General features: G+C 57.6%; 18 protein-coding genes. 4 read left to right on the forward strand and 14 right to left on the reverse strand.

Features of this window, described 5'->3' with window-relative positions; translation table 11 throughout:
* Positions 1-207 precede the first annotated feature (207 nt).
* Positions 208-4,095, reverse strand: a complete 3,888-nt coding sequence (gene purL / locus ACJBF3_RS02600) for a phosphoribosylformylglycinamidine synthase (RefSeq protein ID WP_045326086.1) — start codon at positions 4,093-4,095, stop codon at positions 208-210.
* Positions 4,096-4,362: 267 nt separating this feature from the next.
* Between purL and mltF the strand changes: the two genes are divergently transcribed.
* Positions 4,363-5,913: a membrane-bound lytic murein transglycosylase MltF gene (gene mltF, locus ACJBF3_RS02605; protein WP_045326088.1), complete on the forward strand. Its 1,551-nt coding sequence runs from the start codon at positions 4,363-4,365 to the stop codon at positions 5,911-5,913.
* Here the strand turns inward: mltF and tadA are convergent.
* From tadA to murQ, 4 genes are read right to left on the reverse strand one after another with little or no spacing between them, the layout of a single operon-like run.
* The gene (tadA, locus tag ACJBF3_RS02610) at positions 5,801-6,307 is read right to left on the reverse strand and encodes a tRNA adenosine(34) deaminase TadA (RefSeq protein ID WP_045326090.1); all 507 of its coding nucleotides are present in this window, start codon (positions 6,305-6,307) and stop codon (positions 5,801-5,803) included. The two genes, mltF and tadA, sit on opposite strands and share 113 nt — an antisense overlap.
* Positions 6,308-6,363: 56 nt before the next feature.
* Entirely contained in the window at positions 6,364-6,999 is a 636-nt protein-coding gene (yfhb, locus tag ACJBF3_RS02615) for a phosphatidylglycerophosphatase C (RefSeq protein WP_045326093.1), read from the reverse strand.
* Between the two features lie 3 nt (positions 7,000-7,002).
* Complete coding sequence (locus ACJBF3_RS02620; protein ID WP_045326096.1) at positions 7,003-8,364, reverse strand: PTS transporter subunit EIIC; 1,362 nt, start codon at positions 8,362-8,364, stop codon at positions 7,003-7,005.
* Between the two features lie 11 nt (positions 8,365-8,375).
* Positions 8,376-9,269, reverse strand: a complete 894-nt coding sequence (murQ, locus tag ACJBF3_RS02625) for an N-acetylmuramic acid 6-phosphate etherase (protein WP_045326098.1) — start codon at positions 9,267-9,269, stop codon at positions 8,376-8,378.
* Between the two features lie 117 nt (positions 9,270-9,386).
* Here murQ and ACJBF3_RS02630 point away from each other — a divergent pair, with 117 nt between their 5' ends.
* Positions 9,387-10,235: a MurR/RpiR family transcriptional regulator gene (locus ACJBF3_RS02630; RefSeq protein ID WP_045326101.1), complete on the forward strand. Its 849-nt coding sequence runs from the start codon at positions 9,387-9,389 to the stop codon at positions 10,233-10,235.
* Between the two features lie 46 nt (positions 10,236-10,281).
* Entirely contained in the window at positions 10,282-10,542 is a 261-nt protein-coding gene (locus tag ACJBF3_RS02635; protein WP_008502177.1) for a YfhL family 4Fe-4S dicluster ferredoxin, read from the forward strand.
* Here ACJBF3_RS02635 and acpS read toward each other — a convergent pair.
* The 9 genes from acpS to ACJBF3_RS02680 form a co-directional block, all read right to left on the reverse strand.
* Positions 10,539-10,919 (reverse strand): holo-ACP synthase, encoded by a 381-nt coding sequence (acpS, locus tag ACJBF3_RS02640; protein ID WP_028014094.1) that lies wholly within the window; start codon positions 10,917-10,919, stop codon positions 10,539-10,541. The two genes, ACJBF3_RS02635 and acpS, sit on opposite strands and share 4 nt — an antisense overlap.
* Positions 10,919-11,650: a pyridoxine 5'-phosphate synthase gene (pdxJ, locus tag ACJBF3_RS02645; protein ID WP_045326104.1), complete on the reverse strand. Its 732-nt coding sequence runs from the start codon at positions 11,648-11,650 to the stop codon at positions 10,919-10,921. The genes acpS and pdxJ overlap by 1 nt, the downstream gene beginning before the upstream one ends.
* Before the next feature lie 33 nt (positions 11,651-11,683).
* Positions 11,684-12,391 carry a DNA repair protein RecO gene (gene recO, locus ACJBF3_RS02650; RefSeq protein ID WP_045326105.1) on the reverse strand — a complete coding sequence of 236 codons (708 nt, stop codon included), beginning with the start codon at positions 12,389-12,391 and terminating at the stop codon, positions 11,684-11,686.
* A 17-nt stretch (positions 12,392-12,408) separates the two neighbouring features.
* Positions 12,409-13,314, reverse strand: a complete 906-nt coding sequence (gene era, locus ACJBF3_RS02655) for a GTPase Era (RefSeq protein ID WP_045326106.1) — start codon at positions 13,312-13,314, stop codon at positions 12,409-12,411.
* Positions 13,311-13,991: a ribonuclease III gene (gene rnc, locus ACJBF3_RS02660; protein ID WP_003860711.1), complete on the reverse strand. Its 681-nt coding sequence runs from the start codon at positions 13,989-13,991 to the stop codon at positions 13,311-13,313. The genes era and rnc overlap by 4 nt, the downstream gene beginning before the upstream one ends.
* A gap of 222 nt (positions 13,992-14,213) precedes the next feature.
* Positions 14,214-15,188, reverse strand: coding sequence for a signal peptidase I (lepB, locus tag ACJBF3_RS02665; protein ID WP_045326108.1), 975 nt, complete (start codon positions 15,186-15,188; stop codon positions 14,214-14,216).
* A 15-nt stretch (positions 15,189-15,203) separates the two neighbouring features.
* Positions 15,204-17,003 carry a translation elongation factor 4 gene (gene lepA / locus ACJBF3_RS02670; RefSeq protein ID WP_023308849.1) on the reverse strand — a complete coding sequence of 600 codons (1,800 nt, stop codon included), beginning with the start codon at positions 17,001-17,003 and terminating at the stop codon, positions 15,204-15,206.
* 154 nt (positions 17,004-17,157) lie between these two features.
* Positions 17,158-17,547 carry a S24 family peptidase gene (locus ACJBF3_RS02675; protein WP_406544681.1) on the reverse strand — a complete coding sequence of 130 codons (390 nt, stop codon included), beginning with the start codon at positions 17,545-17,547 and terminating at the stop codon, positions 17,158-17,160.
* Entirely contained in the window at positions 17,547-17,786 is a 240-nt protein-coding gene (locus ACJBF3_RS02680) for a hypothetical protein (protein ID WP_406544683.1), read from the reverse strand. Before ACJBF3_RS02680 ends, ACJBF3_RS02675 begins: the two co-directional genes overlap by 1 nt.
* Positions 17,787-17,874: 88 nt before the next feature.
* Here ACJBF3_RS02680 and ACJBF3_RS02685 point away from each other — a divergent pair, with 88 nt between their 5' ends.
* Positions 17,875-18,141, forward strand: coding sequence for a DinI family protein (locus tag ACJBF3_RS02685; protein ID WP_248202462.1), 267 nt, complete (start codon positions 17,875-17,877; stop codon positions 18,139-18,141).
* The last annotated feature ends 22 nt before the right edge of the window (positions 18,142-18,163 follow it).

Here is an 18,163-nt window from a genome sequence, read left to right on the forward strand (position 1 = left end):
TAATGAGCGGTTGAATGATTTCCAGGCTAAGTGTCGCTATTAAGCAACACCTTAACGGGAACCCGTCCTGTTATATATAAATCAACGAGTTAAATGTCTCTATTTAGAGACAGTCGCATATCCTCTTTGTCGCAGTTTTGCGACACGCATAAAAAAGCCCGGTGGCGCTTACGCTTACCGGGCCTACAAGGGTTAGGGTGCTAAAACTTAACCCAGCTGTTTACGCGCGTTGCGGAAGATACGCATCCACGGGCTGTCCTCGCCCCAGTTTTCCGGGTGCCAGGAGTTGCTCACGGTGCGGAACACGCGCTCCGGGTGCGGCATCATGATGGTCGCACGACCGCTTTCGCTGGTCACCGCCGTAATACCGTTGGCTGAACCGTTCGGGTTAGCCGGGTAGGTTTCCGTAACCTTGCCGAAGTTATCGACAAAGCGCAGCGCCACCAGGCCTTTGCTCTCCAGCTGAGCCAGATGCGCAGAGTCACGCACTTCTACCTGACCTTCACCATGGGACACGGCGATTGGCATCCGTGAGCCGACCATTCCCTGCAGCAGCAGAGACGGGCTCTGAGTCACCTCCACCAGGCTGAATCGCGCTTCAAAGCGGTCGGACTGGTTACGCACAAAGCGCGGCCAGGCTTCGCTGCCCGGGATGAGCTCGCGCAGGTTAGACATCATCTGGCAGCCGTTACACACGCCCAGCGCCAGGGTCTGCGGACGGTGGAAGAAGGTTTCGAACTCGTCGCGCACGCGGCTGTTGAACAGGATGGACTTCGCCCAGCCTTCACCCGCACCCAGCACGTCGCCATAGGAGAAGCCGCCGCATGCCACCAGCGCCTGGAAATCTTCCAGACCGGTACGTCCGGCCAGCAGGTCGCTCATGTGGACGTCAATCGCGTCAAAGCCCGCGCGGTGGAAGGCGGCCGCCATCTCGACGTGAGAGTTGACGCCCTGCTCGCGCAGCACGGCCACTTTCGGACGCGCGCCGGTCGCGATGTATGGCGCGGCGATGTCTTCATTAATGTCGAAGGAGAGCTTCACGTTCAGGCCAGGATCCTGGTCATTGGCCTTCGCGTTGTGCTCCCGATCGGCACATTCCGGGTTATCACGCAGGCGCTGCATCTGCCAGGTGGTTTCCGCCCACCACATGCGCAGCGTGGTGCGGCTTTCGCTGAACACGGCGTGACCGTCTGCTTCAATGACGAAGCGGTCGCCCTGAACGGCTTTACCGAGATAGTGCACGCAGTCTGCCAGGCCGTGCTGCGCCAGAATGGCTTCAACCGCGTCGCGATCCGCGGCACGCACCTGAATCACGGCACCCAGCTCTTCGTTAAACAGCGCCGCCAGACGGTCTTCGCCAAGCGTTGCAATGTTCGCTTCCACGCCGCAGTGGCCGGTGAAGGCCATCTCTGCCAGCGTCACCAGCAGGCCGCCGTCGGAACGGTCGTGGTAGGCCAGCAGCTTACGCTGCGCCACCAGCGCCTGGATGGCGTCGTAGAAGCCTTTCAGCTGGGCCACGTCGCGCACGTCGGCTGGCTTATCGCCGAGCTGGCGGTAAACCTGCGCCAGCGCGGTCGCCCCCAGCGCGTTGTTGCCCTTGCCCAGGTCAATCAGCAGCAGGGCGTTGTCTTCGGTCGCAAGCTGTGGCGTAACGGTATGACGCACGTCCTCCACGCGGGCAAACGCGGTGATCACCAGCGACAGCGGAGAGGTCATCTCGCGCTGCTCGCTGCCTTCCTGCCAGCGGGTTTTCATCGACATGGAGTCTTTACCCACCGGAATGGTCAGGCCGAGGGCAGGACAGAGCTCCTCGCCCACCGCCTTCACGGCTTCATACAGGCCAGCATCTTCGCCTGGGTGACCGGCAGCGGCCATCCAGTTTGCGGAGAGCTTGATACGTTTGATATCGCCAATCTGCGTCGCCGCGATGTTGGTCAGCGCTTCACCCACCGCCAGACGGGCTGAGGCCGCGAAGTCCAGCAGCGCCACCGGGGTGCGTTCGCCGAGAGCCATCGCTTCGCCGTAGTAGCTGTCGAGGCTCGCGGTGGTCACGGCGCAGTTCGCCACCGGGATCTGCCACGGGCCGACCATCTGGTCGCGCGATACCATACCGGTCACGGTGCGGTCGCCGATGGTCACCAGGAAGGTTTTTTCTGCCACAGCAGGCAGGTGCAGCACGCGGTTAACCGCTTCTGCCACGGTGATGCCCTGACGGTCCAGCGCTTTGCCCGCCGCTTTACGGGTGGTGACGTCGCGGGTCATCTTCGGCGTTTTACCGAGCAGGACGTCGAGCGGCAGGTCGATCGGCTGGTTGTCGAAATGGGTGTCGCTTAAGGATAGATGCTGCTCTTCGGTTGCTTCACCGATGACGGCATACGGCGCGCGCTCGCGGCGGCACAGCTCGTCAAACAGCGGCAGCTGATCGGCCGCCACCGCCAGCACGTAGCGCTCCTGGGATTCGTTACACCAGATTTCCAGCGGGCTCATGCCCGGCTCGTCGCTCAGGATATCGCGCAGGTTGAAACGCCCGCCGCGACCGCCGTCGCTCACCAGCTCCGGCATGGCGTTGGACAGACCGCCCGCGCCCACGTCGTGGATAAAGAGGATCGGGTTGGCATCGCCCAGCTGCCAGCAGCGGTCGATCACTTCCTGACAGCGACGCTCCATCTCCGGGTTGTCACGCTGCACGGAGGCGAAGTCGAGATCCGCATCAGACTGGCCGGAGGCCATTGAAGAAGCCGCCCCGCCGCCCAGGCCGATGTTCATCGCCGGGCCGCCCAGCACGATCAGCTTCGCGCCGACGACGATCTCGCCCTTCTGCACGTGATCGGCGCGGATGTTGCCGATCCCGCCCGCCAGCATGATCGGTTTGTGGTAGCCGCGCAGCTCTTCGCCGTTGTGGCTGTCCACTTTCTCTTCATAGGTACGGAAGTAACCGTTCAGCGCCGGACGACCAAACTCGTTGTTAAACGCCGCGCCGCCCAGCGGGCCTTCGGTCATGATGTCGAGCGCGGTCACAATGCGCTCCGGCTTGCCGAAATCTTCTTCCCACGGCTGTTCAAAGCCCGGAATACGCAGGTTGGAGACGGAGAAACCGACCAGACCCGCTTTGGGTTTAGCGCCGCGACCGGTCGCCCCTTCGTCACGGATTTCACCGCCGGAGCCGGTCGCCGCACCCGGCCACGGGGAGATCGCCGTCGGGTGGTTGTGGGTTTCAACCTTCATCAGGATATGCGCGGGCTCCTGATGGAAGTCATAGCGCCCTGCTTCGCGATCGGCGAAGAAGCGGCCCACCTCGGAGCCTTCCATTACCGCGGCGTTGTCTTTATAGGCAGACAGCACGTGGTCAGGGGTTTGCTCCATGGTGTTTTTGATCATTTTGAACAGCGACTTCGGCTGCTGCTCGCCGTCAATAATCCAGTCGGCGTTGAAAATCTTGTGGCGGCAGTGCTCGGAGTTGGCCTGCGCGAACATGTAGAGTTCGATGTCGTTCGGGTTACGGTTGAGCTTAACAAACGCATCCTGCAGGTAGTCGATTTCGTCTTCTGCCAGCGCCAGGCCGAGACGCAGGTTGGCGTCAATCAGCGCCTGACGGCCCTGCCCCAGCAGGTCTACGCTCTGTACCGGCGCAGGCTGATGGTGAGAGAACAGCTTCTGCGCGTCATCGAGAGAGGCAAATACGCTCTCCATCATGCGGTCGTGCAGTTCAGCCGCAACCGCCTGCCACTGCGCGTCGCTCAGGGTAGAGGCTTCCACGTAGTACGCCACGCCGCGCTCCAGACGGTTAATCTGGCTCAGGCCGCAGTTGTGGGCGATGTCGGTGGCTTTGGAAGACCAGGGGGAGATGGTGCCCGGACGCGGCGTCGCAAGGATCAGTTTGCCGGTTGGCGTATGGCTGCTGAGGCTTGGGCCATACTTGAGCAGGCGTTCCAGCTGGACGCGCTCCTCTGCATTCAGGGGGGCATTCAGGTCAGCAAAATGGACATACTCAGCGTAAATATTGCTTACCGGAAGGTCGGCCGCCTGAAAACGTGCCAGCAGTTTGGTAATACGGAAGGCAGACAGTGCAGGCGAACCACGCAGAATTTCCATCATAAGTCTCTCGTCTTCGAAGCGCCGGGGCGCTTTCAGTGTGCGCAAGGGGGGAAAACGGGCGTCATTATAGAGAATCCTGAGCGCCGACGAAACCGTTTGCGTCGAAATAAAATTGCCGCAGAGATTTAACAATAGATGTGACCAGCTTCTCTAATAGGTTGCCAAGTGGCGCAAGTTTACGCAAAATGCCGCTCATTCAATGGCAAACCTGATTATTAACATGGCTACAGCAGACTGAGGCAACCGGCGTCGCAGAGAATTAACTAATTGAAAAAATTAAAGATTAATTATCTGCTCATCGGCATTGTAACGTTGCTGCTGGCAGTGGCCCTCTGGCCTTCTATTCCCTGGTTCGGCAAAGCCGAAAACCGTATCGCCGCCATTCAGGAGCGGGGGGAATTGCGCGTCAGTACCCTCAACTCTCCGCTGATTTACAGCGACATCAACGGCAAAATCATTGGCCTGGATTATGAACTGGCGCAGCAGTTTGCCGATTACCTTGGCGTGAAGCTAAAAATCACCGTCCGCCAGAATATTAACCAGCTGTTTGATGACCTCGATAACGACGATGCCGATATGCTCGCCGCCGGGCTGGTCTATAACAGCGAGCGCAGCAAGAACTACCAGCCGGGCCCGACCTACTACTCCGTTTCGCAGCAGCTGGTTTACCGCGTCGGCAGCCTGCGCCCGCGCTCGCTGGCCTCGATTAACGATACGCAGCTGACGATTGCGCCCGGTCACGTGGTAATTGAGGATCTGCGGGAACTCAAGGAGAAGAAATTTCCCGACCTGAGCTGGACGGTGGATCCGAAACTCGGCACGACGGAGCTGCTGGAGCAGGTAAAAGACCAGAAAGTCCCCTACACCATCGCCGATTCGGTCGCGATCAGCCTGTTCCAGCGCGTGCATCCTGAAATCGCCGTGGCGCTGGACGTCACCGACGAGCAGCCCGTCACCTGGTTTAGCCAGCTTGATGACGATCAGACCCTTTCTGCCGCGATGCTCGATTTCTTCAACACCATCAATGAAGACGGTACCCTGGCGCGGCTTGAGGAGAAGTACCTCGGCCACGGTGATGACTTTGACTACGTTGATACCCGCAGCTTCCTGCGCGCGGTAGACAGCGTCCTGCCGGACCTGCAGCCGCTGTTCGAAAAATATGCCCAGGAGATTGACTGGAAGCTGCTGGCGGCCATTTCGTATCAGGAATCCCACTGGGATACTCAGGCCACGTCCCCGACTGGCGTACGTGGTTTGATGATGTTAACCAAAAACACCGCGCTGAGCCTGGGCGTGAATGACCGCACCGATGCGGAACAGAGCATCAGCGGCGGCGCGCGCTATCTGCAGGATATGATGGCCAAAGTCCCGGAAACGGTGCCGGAAGAGGAGCGGATCTGGTTCGCGCTGGCGGCTTACAATATGGGCTACGCGCACATGCTTGATGCGCGAGCGCTGACGGCCAAAACAAAAGGCAACCCGGACAGCTGGTCAGACGTTAAGCAGCGGCTGCCGCTGCTCAGCCAGAAGCCATGGTACAACAAGCTGACATACGGCTACGCGCGCGGGCATGAAGCCTACGCCTACGTGGAAAATATCCGTAAATATCAGATAAGCCTGGTCGGGTATCTGCTGGAGAAAGAGAAAGAGGCGACGGAGGCCAACCAGCTGGCGCAAAGCTACCCGGTCGTGGCGCCGGACGAGCTTAATCGCCCGACAGCTTCAATTCTGCCTTTTGCTGCTTTTTCTGCTGACGGCGCATTCGAAAGAAATCGCTTAATAGTCCCGAACACTCTGGTGCAAGCACCCCGCCGATAGTTTTCACCTGGTGGTTCATTCCCGGGTGACCGAGCACGTCCATCAGGGAACCGGCCGCACCGGTTTTTTCATCCCGCGCACCGAAGACCAGGGTACCGATCCGGCTGTGCACCATCGCGCCGGAACACATCACGCACGGCTCCAGCGTCACGTACAGCGTGGTGTCAAGCAGGCGATAGTTTTGCAGCACCAGCCCTCCCTGACGAAGCGCCATGATTTCGGCGTGCGCGGTAGGATCATGGCGACCAATCGGACGGTTCCACCCTTCACCAATCACCTGGTTATTGTGGACCAGCACGGCGCCCACGGGCACTTCGCCCTCGTCCCAGGCACGCTGAGCCAGCTTAAGCGCATGGCGCATCCAGTATTCATGGTCAAGTTCAGGGTTGGACAACGGTTGATACTCCAGTCGAAAAGCGGGCGCATTATACACGCCGATTATGGATAAGACTATTCGAGTTGCTGGAGTTCACCTGATGGCGTAACGCGCCAGCGATGCTGGCAAAAATAGAGCAGCGGGTTGTCCTGTTTGCTGTCGCTGTAGCCGCTGTACAGGCGCAGCGGCGTACCGATGCGTTTCTCCAGCTGGACCACTTTTTCATGCCCCAGGCAGCGCAGGGTCAGCACCCAGCCGCCGTAGCCGCGGGCAATTTGCGTGGCAATAAGATTCACGCGCGGAAGCCAGGGCGTATCAAAGTAGACCTGTTCAACCAGCGTCTGCGGGGAGCCGGTAATCAGCCAGATGTCGGCATCGTTCGCGTCGAGATAGGCAGTGAGGCGCGCCTGCACCACCGGAAAGGCGGCAACGTGGCCGCGAAACCAGTGCGCAAAATCCTTTTCGAGCCGTTTGAGCCGCGCCTCGCTGTGCCCAAAGGTACATCCCCACAGCAGCAGGCTCATCGGCCATCGCGCCGCGCGGCCTTTCGCCAGCAGCGCGATCCCGATAACCGGTAAGAGCGGCAGCACGAGCAGCGCATTCAGGGGCTGACGCCGCAGCAGGTAGCGCATAAACGTACCGAACATATCCTGCTGATGCAGCGTGCCATCGAGGTCGAAAAAGACAATGCGACGCGCGTGATTTGCCAAATCTTACTCCTCTGGGTCGTTGAATCCTAATAGCCAGGTAAACAGGAACCCGGCGATCACCGCTACTAAATAGCCTAACAGATAGAGCATCACTTTTCCGGTCACGATGGTTAATGCGAGCGGTAAACCCGAAATGCCAAAGGTAATCACGGTGGCGACCTTCCAGTAGCTGATCAGCGCCCCGCCTACCGCGCCGCCCAGACAGGCGGCGAGGAAAGGTTTACCCAGCGGCAGCGTGACGCCAAAAATCAGCGGCTCGCCGATGCCGAGCAGGCCGACCGGGAGCGCGCCTTTAATCACCTTTTTCAGACGCGCGTTGCGGGTTTTCATCAGTACGGCTATCGCCGCGCCGACCTGCCCCACGCCCGCCATCGACAGAATAGGCAGAAGCGCGTTATAGCCGTGCGCCTGCACCAGCTCGACGTGGATCGGCACCAGACCCTGATGCAGACCGGTCAGCACCAGCGGCAGGAAGGTGCCCGACAGCACCGCGCCCACTAATAACCCACCACGGTCAATTGCCAGAGACGCGCCGTGAGCAATGGCTTCCGAGATCCACCCGCCTAACGGCTGGAGGGCAACAATCGCTACGCTACCGGTAATGAGCGTAGTCAGCAGCGGGTTGAGAATCAGCTCAATCGAGCCAGGCAAAACCGCGCGCAGCCTTTTCTCGATCCAGCACATCAGGATAACCACCAGCAGTACCGCAATTACCCCACCGCGGCCGGGCTGGAGCGCCTCGCCAAACAGCGTGATCTGCGCCAGCTGCGGGCTGGACAAGATGCCCGCCATCACGCCGCCCATCGCCAGCGATCCGCCAAATACCTTCGCGGTATTCACCCCCACCAGAATGTTCATGATGGCGAACACCGCGCTGCCGAAGATCCCGAGAATCCCCAGCAGGTTCGGATACTGCGTGGCGAAATCCCCGACAATATCCGGCCGCTTAAGGATGTTGATGATCCCGGTGATCAGGCCTGAGGCGATAAACGCCGGGATCAGCGGAATAAAGACGTTTGCCAGCTGTCGCAGCGCGTCGCTCATCGGGGCTTTGTATTTGGCCTTTGCCTGCGCTTTGGTGCGTTCCGCATCGTCGATCGACACGCTTGCGCCGCCGCCCATCAGCGCGCGCATGGCATCAACCACCTGCGCCGCCTTGCCGGGCCCGACGATCAGCTGATGCTGCTGGCCCTGTTTCACATAGCCGCTGACGCCGGAAAGCTGCTTCAGGCGCGGTACGTCAAGCTGGTCGTCGTTATGCACCTCGACGCGCACGCGCGTCATGCAGTTTTCGAGACGCTGAATATTTTTTTCCCCACCAATCCCCTGCAGGATATCGCTGGCGAGCGCTGCTGTTTTGTCCATAGACGCCTCTGTTAGTTTTCTAATGCCGCCCGTAAGAAGCCGTTATGCGCAGCGAGTCTGGCTCTCGCGCTCGCCGCATCCAGCCCGCTTAAGATCATCAGAATGGCCGGTTTCACATCGTGATCGGTCTGTTTGAGTACCGCTTCAGCCTCTTCGCGGCCTGCGCCCGTCGCTTCCATTACCATGCGGCAGGCTCTGTCCACCAGCTTGACGTTGGTGGCCTGCATATCCACCATCAGGTTCTGATACACCTTGCCGAACTTCACCATCGCGCCGGTGGAGATCATATTGAGCACCAGCTTTTGCGCGGTCCCGGACTTCAGGCGCGTAGAGCCGGTGAGCGCTTCCGGCCCGACCACCGGAGAGATGGCGATAGCGGCCACCTGCGCAATCGGTGAGCCCGGGTTACAGGAGATGGCGACCGTGGTGCAGCCGATCTGCCTGGCGTACTCCAGCCCGCCAATCACGTACGGCGTGCGCCCGGATGCCGCCAGCCCGACCACCAGATCCTTCGCCGTCAGATTAATATCCTTGAGGTCATCCTCACCCAGCTGTTTGTTATCTTCCGCCCCTTCCACGGCCTTCAGCAGCGCGCCGGGCCCGCCGGCAATCAGCCCGACCACCAGACCATGCGGCACCCCAAAGGTTGGCGGACATTCTGAGGCATCCAGCACCCCAAGACGCCCGCTGGTGCCTGCCCCCATGTAAATAATGCGCCCCCCGGCCTTGAGGGCCGCCGCCGCGGCATCGACCGCCTTCGCCACCTCAGGTAATGTCTCTTTCACTGCCTGCGCGACCAGCGTATCCTGTTGATTAAAGCGGTTAACCAGCTCCAGGGTGGAGAGCGCGTCCAGATCCATGGTTTGCGGGTTACGTGTTTCAGAAACAAGTGAGCCAAGATTCATTTTTGTACCTCAAGAATTTTTAATTCATAATAATCACACTATAATGGAATATAAAATTCATTCAGGCGAGCAAAATTCGTATTTGCGCAGATAATCACATTTTCGCCAGGAGACCGTATGAACTGTTTAATTCGCATTCGCCAGCGCTATGCCGGCTTTGCCCAAAGCGACAAGAAGCTGGCGGATTTTCTGCTTTCTCAACCCGATCGCGCGCGCCATCTCAGCTCGCAGCAGCTGGCGAGTGAAGCCGGGGTGAGCCAGTCCAGCGTGGTGAAATTTGCCCAGAAGATTGGCTTTAAGGGATTCCCGGCTCTCAAGCTGGCGATCAGTGAAGCGCTGGTGAGCAACCCCAACCCGCAGTCAATGCCGGTGCATAATCAGATCCGCGGTGATGACCCGATGCGGCTGGTCGGCGAAAAGCTGATCAAAGAGAACGTGGCGGCCATGCATGCGACGCTCGATGTGAACACGGAAGAGAAGCTGCTGGAGAGCGTGGCGATGCTGCGCGGCGCGCGGCGGATTATTCTGACCGGCATCGGCGCGTCCGGCCTTGTGGCGCGGAATTTTGGCTGGAAGCTGACAAAAATTGGCCTTAACGCCATCGTCGAGCAGGATATGCACGCCCTGCTGGCGACCGTGCAGGCAATGGATCCTGACGATCTGCTGCTGGCGATCTCCTACTCCGGCGAGCGCCGTGAAATCAACATGGCCACCGATGAAGCGCTGCGCGTCGGCGGTAAAATTCTGGCGATCACCGGCTTTACGCCGAATGCCCTGCAGCAGCGGGCGACGCGCTGTTTATATACCATTGCCGAAGAGCAGGCCACGCGCAGCGCGGCGATCTCGTCCACCAGTGCGCAAATGATGCTGACGGATCTGCTGTTTATGGCGCTGGTGCAGCAGGATCTGGAGCACGCGCCAGAGCGCATTCGCCACAGCGAAGAACTGGTAAAGAAACTGGTTTGACGCGTATAATGCCCGCCCAGTTTGTGTTGTTTCTGAGAATTTCCTGATGGCGCTGTTAATTACCAAAAAATGCATCAATTGCGATATGTGCGAGCCCGAATGCCCAAACCAGGCGATTTCGATGGGCGACAGCATTTATGAGATTAACAGCGACCGCTGCACGGAATGCATCGGTCACTATGAGACGCCGACCTGCCAGAAGGTGTGCCCGATCCCGAATACCATCCTGAAGGATCCGGCACACGTCGAGAGCGAAGAGCAGCTGTGGGATAAGTTTGTCCTGATGCACCACGCGGACAAGCTTTAACTTTCGATAATCACCGTTGCGCTGGCGTAGTGGCGTTCATCCGCGATCGTCACGTGCATATGATTCACGCCCAGCTTCTCCGCCAGCTTTTGCGCCTCGCCCCATAAACGCAGGCGTGGCTTACCCAGCTCATCGTTAAACACTTCAAACTGGTTAAACGCCAGGCCGTTACGAATGCCGGTCCCGAAGGCTTTGGCCGCCGCCTCTTTTACCGCAAAGCGCTTCGCCAGAAAACGCACCGGCTGCTGATGCGCTTCCCAGATGGCCCACTCGTTATCGCTTAGCACCCGTCTTGCGAGGCGATCGCCGCTACGGGCGATCACCGCTTCAATGCGGGCTATTTCTACGATATCGGTGCCTAAGCCCAGAATGGCCATTACTGACGCGCTTCCAGCATCAGGCGTTTCATTTCTGAGACCGCCTCTTTCAGGCCGCTCATCACCGCACGGCCAATAATGGCGTGGCCGATATTCAGCTCGTGCATTTCCGGAATGGCGGCAATGGCCTTCACGTTATGGTAGGTCAGGCCGTGACCGGCGTTAACCTTCAGGCCCAGGCTCGCCGCGTAGGTGGCCGCTTTGGCGATGCGCGCCAGCTCTTTCGCCTGCTCTTCATCGTTTTTGGCATCGGCATAGCAGCCGGTGTGAATTTCGATATACGGTGCGCCCACGTCGGCTGCCGCTTTAATCTGGGTGAAATCGGCGTCAATAAACAGAGAAACCAGAATACCGGCATCCGCCAGGCGCGTGCAGGCATCGCGCATTTTCTCGAGCTGACCCGCCACATCCAGACCCCCTTCGGTGGTCACTTCCTGACGTTTTTCCGGCACCAGGCAGCAGAAGTGCGGCTGCGTCTCGCAGGCAATCGCCAGCATCTCTTCCGTGACCGCCATCTCCAGATTCATACGGGTGTCCAGCGTCTGGCGCAGAATGCGCACGTCGCGATCGGTGATGTGGCGACGGTCTTCACGCAGGTGAACGGTAATGCCGTCGGCGCCAGCCTGTTCGGCGATAAACGCCGCCTGAACCGGATCGGGATACGCCGTACCGCGCGCATTACGCAGCGTGGCGATGTGATCGATGTTGACGCCTAACAGTAATTCAGCCATGACAATCCTCGGTTTTCTTTTCGATTCTGTGGTCTAACGTTTCGGCACAAACTGCCTGAATAATTCGCGGCTCTTTAAGGGCTTGCCGCCAAGATACGGCTTGAGGGCAATCCGGGTAAAGCGTTTTGCTGCGCGCAGGGTATCCCGATCGGGAAACTCGCGCTCATACAGCGCCCGGAGCTGGCGCCCGGTAAAGGTGCTGTTGTCGATCACGATGCTGGCAATAAAGCCCTTTTCTTCGCGGTAGCGGTAGGTCATGGTGTCTTCAACTTCGTCACCGCTGCCCGCACAGTGCAGAAAATCGACCCCGTACCCAAGATGGCCCAGCAGCGCCAGTTCAAAACGCCGCAAGGCGGGTTCGGGCGTGTCGGTTGCGCCAGCCAGCGCCTGGATACAGTGCAGATAATCGAAGAAAAGTTCAGAGAAGCGGGTCTCATGTTCAAGAACCCGTGAGATGAGTTCGTTGACGTACAGACCGCTGTAGAGCGCGATACCGGAGAGAGGAAGCGCCAGGGAGACGGCTTCGGCGCTGCGCAGGGTTTTCACTTCCCCTCGCCCACTGAAGCGCACCAGCAGCGGCGTGAAGGGCTGTAAGGCACCTTTCAGATTAGAACGTTTGGAACGTGCGCCTTTCGCAACAAGGCGCACGCGGCCGGACTCTTCCGTGAAGACGTCCAGCATCAGGCTGGTTTCGCTCCAGGGACGACTATGCAGGACGAAGGCGCGCTGCCATCCTTCCATATGCGCGTCGTCTTGATTTACTGGTCTTCGCCGTAACCGAGGCTGCGCAGCGCACGCTCATCATCGGCCCAGCCAGATTTCACTTTCACCCACAGTTCGAGGTGAACCGGCGCTTCGAACATCTCCATCATGTCCTTACGGGCTTCAATACCGATGGTTTTGATCTTGGCGCCTTTGTTGCCGATCACCATCTTCTTCTGACCTTCGCGCTCAACGAGGATCAGGCCGTTGATGTCGTAGCCGCCGCGATCGTTGCTCTGGAAACGCTCGATCTCCACCGTTACGGAGTATGGCAGTTCGGCGCCCAGGAAACGCATCAGCTTTTCACGGATGATTTCAGACGCCATAAAGCGCTGAGAACGATCGGTAATGTAGTCTTCCGGGAAGTGGTGAATCGCCTCCGGCAGATGCTTACGTACGATGCCCGCGATGGTGTCCACGTTCAGGCCGGTCTCAGCAGACAGCGGCACGATGTCAAGGAAGTTCATCTGGCTACCGAGCCACTGCAGATGCGGCAGCAGGTCGGCCTTTTCCTGCACGTTGTCAACTTTGTTGACCGCGAGGATGACCGGCGTTTTGCCGTCACGCAGCTTGTTCAGCACCATCTCGTCGTCCGGCGTCCAGCGGGTGCCTTCAACAACGAAAATCACCAGCTCCACGTCGCCAATCGAGCTGCTCGCCGCCTTGTTCATCAGACGGTTGATGGCGCGCTTCTCTTCCATGTGCAGGCCCGGGGTATCGACGTAGATCGCCTGATACGCGCCTTCAGTATGGATGCCGACGATGCGGTGACGCGTGGTCTGCGCCTTACGCGAGGTGATTGAAATCTTCTGCCCAAGCAGATTATTCAACAGGGTGGATTTGCCAACGTTCGGACGTCCGACGATGGCAATAAATCCGCAATAGGTTTTGTCTTCGCTCATTCCAGCTCCAGCATTTTTAACGCCTGTTCGGCGGCAGCCTGTTCAGCCTTACGACGGCTTGAACCCGTGCCCACCACCGGTTCACTCAGGCCACTGACCTGGCAATGGATGGTAAATTCCTGATCGTGCGCTTCGCCACGGACCTGCACCACCAGATAAGATGGCAGCGGCAGATGGCGACCCTGCAAATATTCCTGCAGACGCGTTTTCGGATCTTTTTGTTTATCGCCCGGGCTAATTTCGTCCAGACGGGTTTGATACCAGTTGAGGATCAGCTTTTCGACGGTCTGGATATCGCTGTCCAGGAACACACCACCAATTAATGCTTCGACCGTATCGGCAAGAATAGATTCGCGACGGAAGCCGCCGCTTTTCAGTTCACCCGGCCCAAGACGCAGACATTCGCCCAGCTCAAATTCGCGCGCGATTTCCGCAAGGGTATTACCCCGAACCAGCGTGGCACGCATGCGGCTCATATCACCTTCATCCACGCGCGGGAAGCGATGATAAAGCGCATTCGCAATCACGAAACTTAAAATAGAGTCGCCTAAAAACTCGAGGCGCTCATTATGTTTGCTGCTGGCACTGCGGTGGGTTAATGCCTGTTGCAACAACTCCTGATGATGAAAAGTGTAGCCCAGCTTCCGTTGAAGCCGATTAATTACGATGGGGTTCATGCGATACCAATAAATGAATGCGTCAAAAATGCAGCACACGAAACCGACCTGAGAAAACCAACGCGGTTTCGTGTGCCGTGGCACCCTTGCAGGGCCAACCTTAAACTTCGGGGGAATATTCTATACACAACGACAGGGGATGTCGTTAGTTCAAAGAGATTTATCGGTGAAATAATTCGTGTAGCCGCGTTAATTAGCGGCTACACGTTCAATTAGCGAGAATTAGTGGATTCCGCCAATACGATTCAGGCGTACGCCGGTCGGCCATTCGCCTTCCTGCTTCTCAAAACTCATCCAGATTGCGGTGGCTTTACCCACCAGATTCGCTTCCGGCACAAATCCCCAGTATCGGCTGTCCGCAGAATTATCGCGGTTGTCACCCATCATGAAGTAATGGCCTGGCGGTACAATCCAGCTCGCCAGCTGCTGGCCCGGCTGGCGATAGTACATTCCAACCTGATCCTGCGCGATGGGCACGGTGAGGATACGGTGCGTCACGTCGCCCAGCGTCTCTTTGCGCTCAACCAGACGGATGCCGTTCTCTTTGGTTTCGCCTTTCGGTACCTGGAAGAATCCGCTGGTCGCTTCGCCGCCGTTACGACGGGCAAAGGTCTGCACAAAATCACTTGGCTCAACGTTTGAGTAGGTGATTGGCAGCGCGTTTTCACATGCGGTACCGGAGCTGCAGCCCGGCTGAACGGTGACTTCTTTTGCAACCGGATCGTAGGTTACTTTGTCACCCGGCAGACCTACCGCGCGCTTGATGTAGTCCAGGCGCGGATCTTCCGGATATTTGAACACCACGATGTCGCCACGTTTCGGATGACCGGTTTCGATCAGCGTTTTCTGGTAGATAGGATCTTTGATGCCGTAGGCAAACTTCTCCACCAGAATAAAATCACCGATCAGCAGCGTTGGCATCATTGAACCGGACGGGATCTGGAAGGGCTCGTAAATAAACGAACGCACCACCAGCACAATCGCCAGCACCGGAAATACCGACGCGCCCGTTTCCAGCCAGCCCGGTTTCGGGCCGACTTTCTTCAGGGTTTTCGCGTCCAGCTGGTCGCCGGTGGCTGCCTGTGCGGCAGCCTGACGTTCACGACGTTTTGGGGCGAAGATAAATTTATCCAGACACCACAGCAGACCTGTCACCAGGGTAGCAATGACCAGGATCAGGGCAAACATGTTCGCCATGCCAACTCCTTAGGGTTATTTGCCGTCTTTACCAACATGAAGAATGGCAAGGAATGCTTCCTGCGGCAGCTCGACGTTACCGACCTGCTTCATACGCTTCTTACCTTCTTTCTGCTTCTGCAGCAGCTTTTTCTTACGGCTGACGTCACCGCCATAGCACTTCGCCAGAACGTTTTTACGCAGCTGTTTCACGGTGGAGCGCGCGATAATGTGGTTGCCAATGGCCGCCTGAATCGCGATATCGAACTGCTGACGCGGGATCAGATCTTTCATCTTCTCAACCAGCTCGCGGCCACGGTACGGCGCATTATCGTTGTGGGTGATCAGCGCCAGCGCATCCACACGCTCGCCGTTGATCAGCACGTCCACGCGCACCATGTTAGAAGCCTGGAAGCGTTTGAAGTTGTAGTCCAGTGACGCATAGCCACGGGAGGTGGACTTCAGACGGTCGAAGAAATCGAGGACCACTTCCGCCATCGGGATTTCGTAGGTCAGCGCCACCTGGTTACCGTGGTAAACCATGTTGGTCTGCACGCCGCGCTTCTCAATACACAGCGTAATGACGTTACCCAGGAACTCCTGCGGCAGCAGCATGTGACACTCGGCAATCGGCTCACGCAGCTCGTGAATATTGTTCAGCGGCGGCAGCTTGGACGGGCTATCGACGTAGATCACTTCTTTCGAGGTGGTTTCAACTTCATAGACTACGGTTGGTGCCGTGGTGATCAGGTCCAGATCGTATTCACGCTCCAGACGCTCCTGAATAATCTCCATGTGCAGCAGACCGAGGAAGCCACAGCGGAAGCCGAAGCCCAGCGCCGTTGAGCTTTCTGGCTCGTAGAACAGGGAGGCATCGTTCAGGCTCAGCTTACCGAGCGCATCACGGAAGTTTTCATAGTCGTCAGAGCTGACCGGGAACAGGCCCGCATAAACCTGCGGCTTCACCTTTTTGAAGCCTGGCAGCGCTTTATCTGCCGGGTTACGCGCACCGGTCAGGGTATCGCCCACCGGCGCGCCGAGGATGTCTTTAATAGCACAAACCAGCCAGCCTACCTCGCCGCACGTCAGCTCGGTACGGTCAACCTGTTTTGGCGTGAAGATACCCAGACGGTCAGCGTTGTAGACCTGCCCGGTACTCATCACCTTAATTTTGTCGCCTTTACGCATGGTGCCGTTTTTAATACGCACCAGCGAGACAACGCCCAGGTAGTTATCGAACCAGGAGTCGATAATCAGCGCCTGCAGCGGGGCATCCGGATCGCCTTCCGGGGCCGGAATATCACGCACCAGGCGTTCCAGCACGTCGGTCACGCCGACGCCGGTTTTTGCGGAGCAGCGCACCGCATCGGTCGCGTCAATGCCGACGATATCTTCAATCTCTTCCGCCACGCGCTCAGGATCGGCGGCAGGCAGGTCGATCTTGTTCAGAACCGGCACAACTTCGAGATCCATTTCCATCGCGGTATAGCAGTTTGCCAGGGTCTGGGCTTCTACGCCCTGCCCGGCATCCACCACCAGCAGCGCGCCTTCACAGGCCGCAAGCGAGCGTGAAACCTCATAGGAGAAGTCAACGTGGCCTGGGGTGTCGATAAAGTTCAGCTGATAGGTTTCGCCATCAGCCGCTTTGTAATCCAGCGTGACGCTCTGCGCCTTGATGGTGATACCACGTTCGCGTTCCAGGTCCATGGAGTCCAGAACCTGGGCTTCCATTTCACGATCAGACAGGCCACCGCAAATCTGGATAATACGGTCAGACAGCGTCGACTTACCGTGGTCAATGTGAGCAATAATGGAGAAGTTTCTTATGTTCTTCATAAATATGAATTTTTTAACTCGCTATGCAGATAATTGGTTCTTGATGGACACAGCGGTGGACATCCCACAGTAACTACCCCATCAACGACTGGCCTGCATATTACACTGTAGCGCCGAAATCGTCAGCATACGATCTCTTCATTAACATACGATGTTACATCACCGGGCAGTCGTCGAACTCGGCAGACCGAGCGTCGTTAATGGTGTACGTGATCACCCCAAATACCGGACGCGAAGTATCGGATACCTCATCCTTATCTGGCAACCTCTCACGTTTACCGTTCTCCAGGTTTTCCAGATGTGGCTGCGGGTGTATGCGATACCGCTTAATCCTGAACTCCCCGCTATCTGTGCAAACCAGCAATGAACCGTCACATGGAGACAGTGACGCGTCGACAACCAGTAAAGCACCGTTGAGTATCCCTTCCCGGTAATGCGTTGCTCCGGCCCGCATAAAGTACGTAGCTGCTGGCCTGGTTATGATGCACTCATCAAGCGATATACGCTGTTCAACGTAATCTGTAGCCGGCGAAGGAAAGCCCATTAGAATACCCTCCCCATGTTACGTAAGATCCAGTAACGGTTGTCTCTACCGTCTGTCGTCTTATCCGCAAAGCCTGGCTGGTTGCGCTCTATCCACAAATTTGCATCAGAGCGGGTAAAGTGCCAGTTAAAGCCCCGCAACTTCTCTATGAATCTGTCTGTTTTCAAGTAGCGGTAGCCTTTTGGGTTCAGCTCTATTGCCGCAATAAAAGCAGCACGAATATCCGGTTGACGAGGCATGAACGTACCCTCATTCGCCTATTTACTGTATTCATATACAGTAGTATTTTTAGGTTCATAGATCAAGTCAGCACGAGGATGGAGAGTAATGTTCATTGAGCTGGTTTATGACAAGCGAAATGTAGAGGGGCTCGAAGGGGCCAGAGAAATTATTCTGGCCGAGCTGACGAAGCGGGTGCACCAGATTTTCCCTGATGCCGAAGTGAAAGTGAAGCCGATGCAGGCAAACGGCCTGAATAGCGATGCCAGCAAAAGTGATCGCGAAAAACTGAACCGCATGCTGGAGGAAATGTTCGAAGAATCCGATATGTGGTTGGTTTCAGAGTTCCCGACTGTTCGCCAGGTTGGCCTGTAAATCTTGTTCGGATAATATTCCC

The sequence above is a fragment of the Enterobacter sp. PP-008-ECC_S150 genome (assembly GCF_045257065.1).
Classification (GTDB): Bacteria; Pseudomonadota; Gammaproteobacteria; order Enterobacterales; family Enterobacteriaceae; genus Enterobacter; species Enterobacter chengduensis.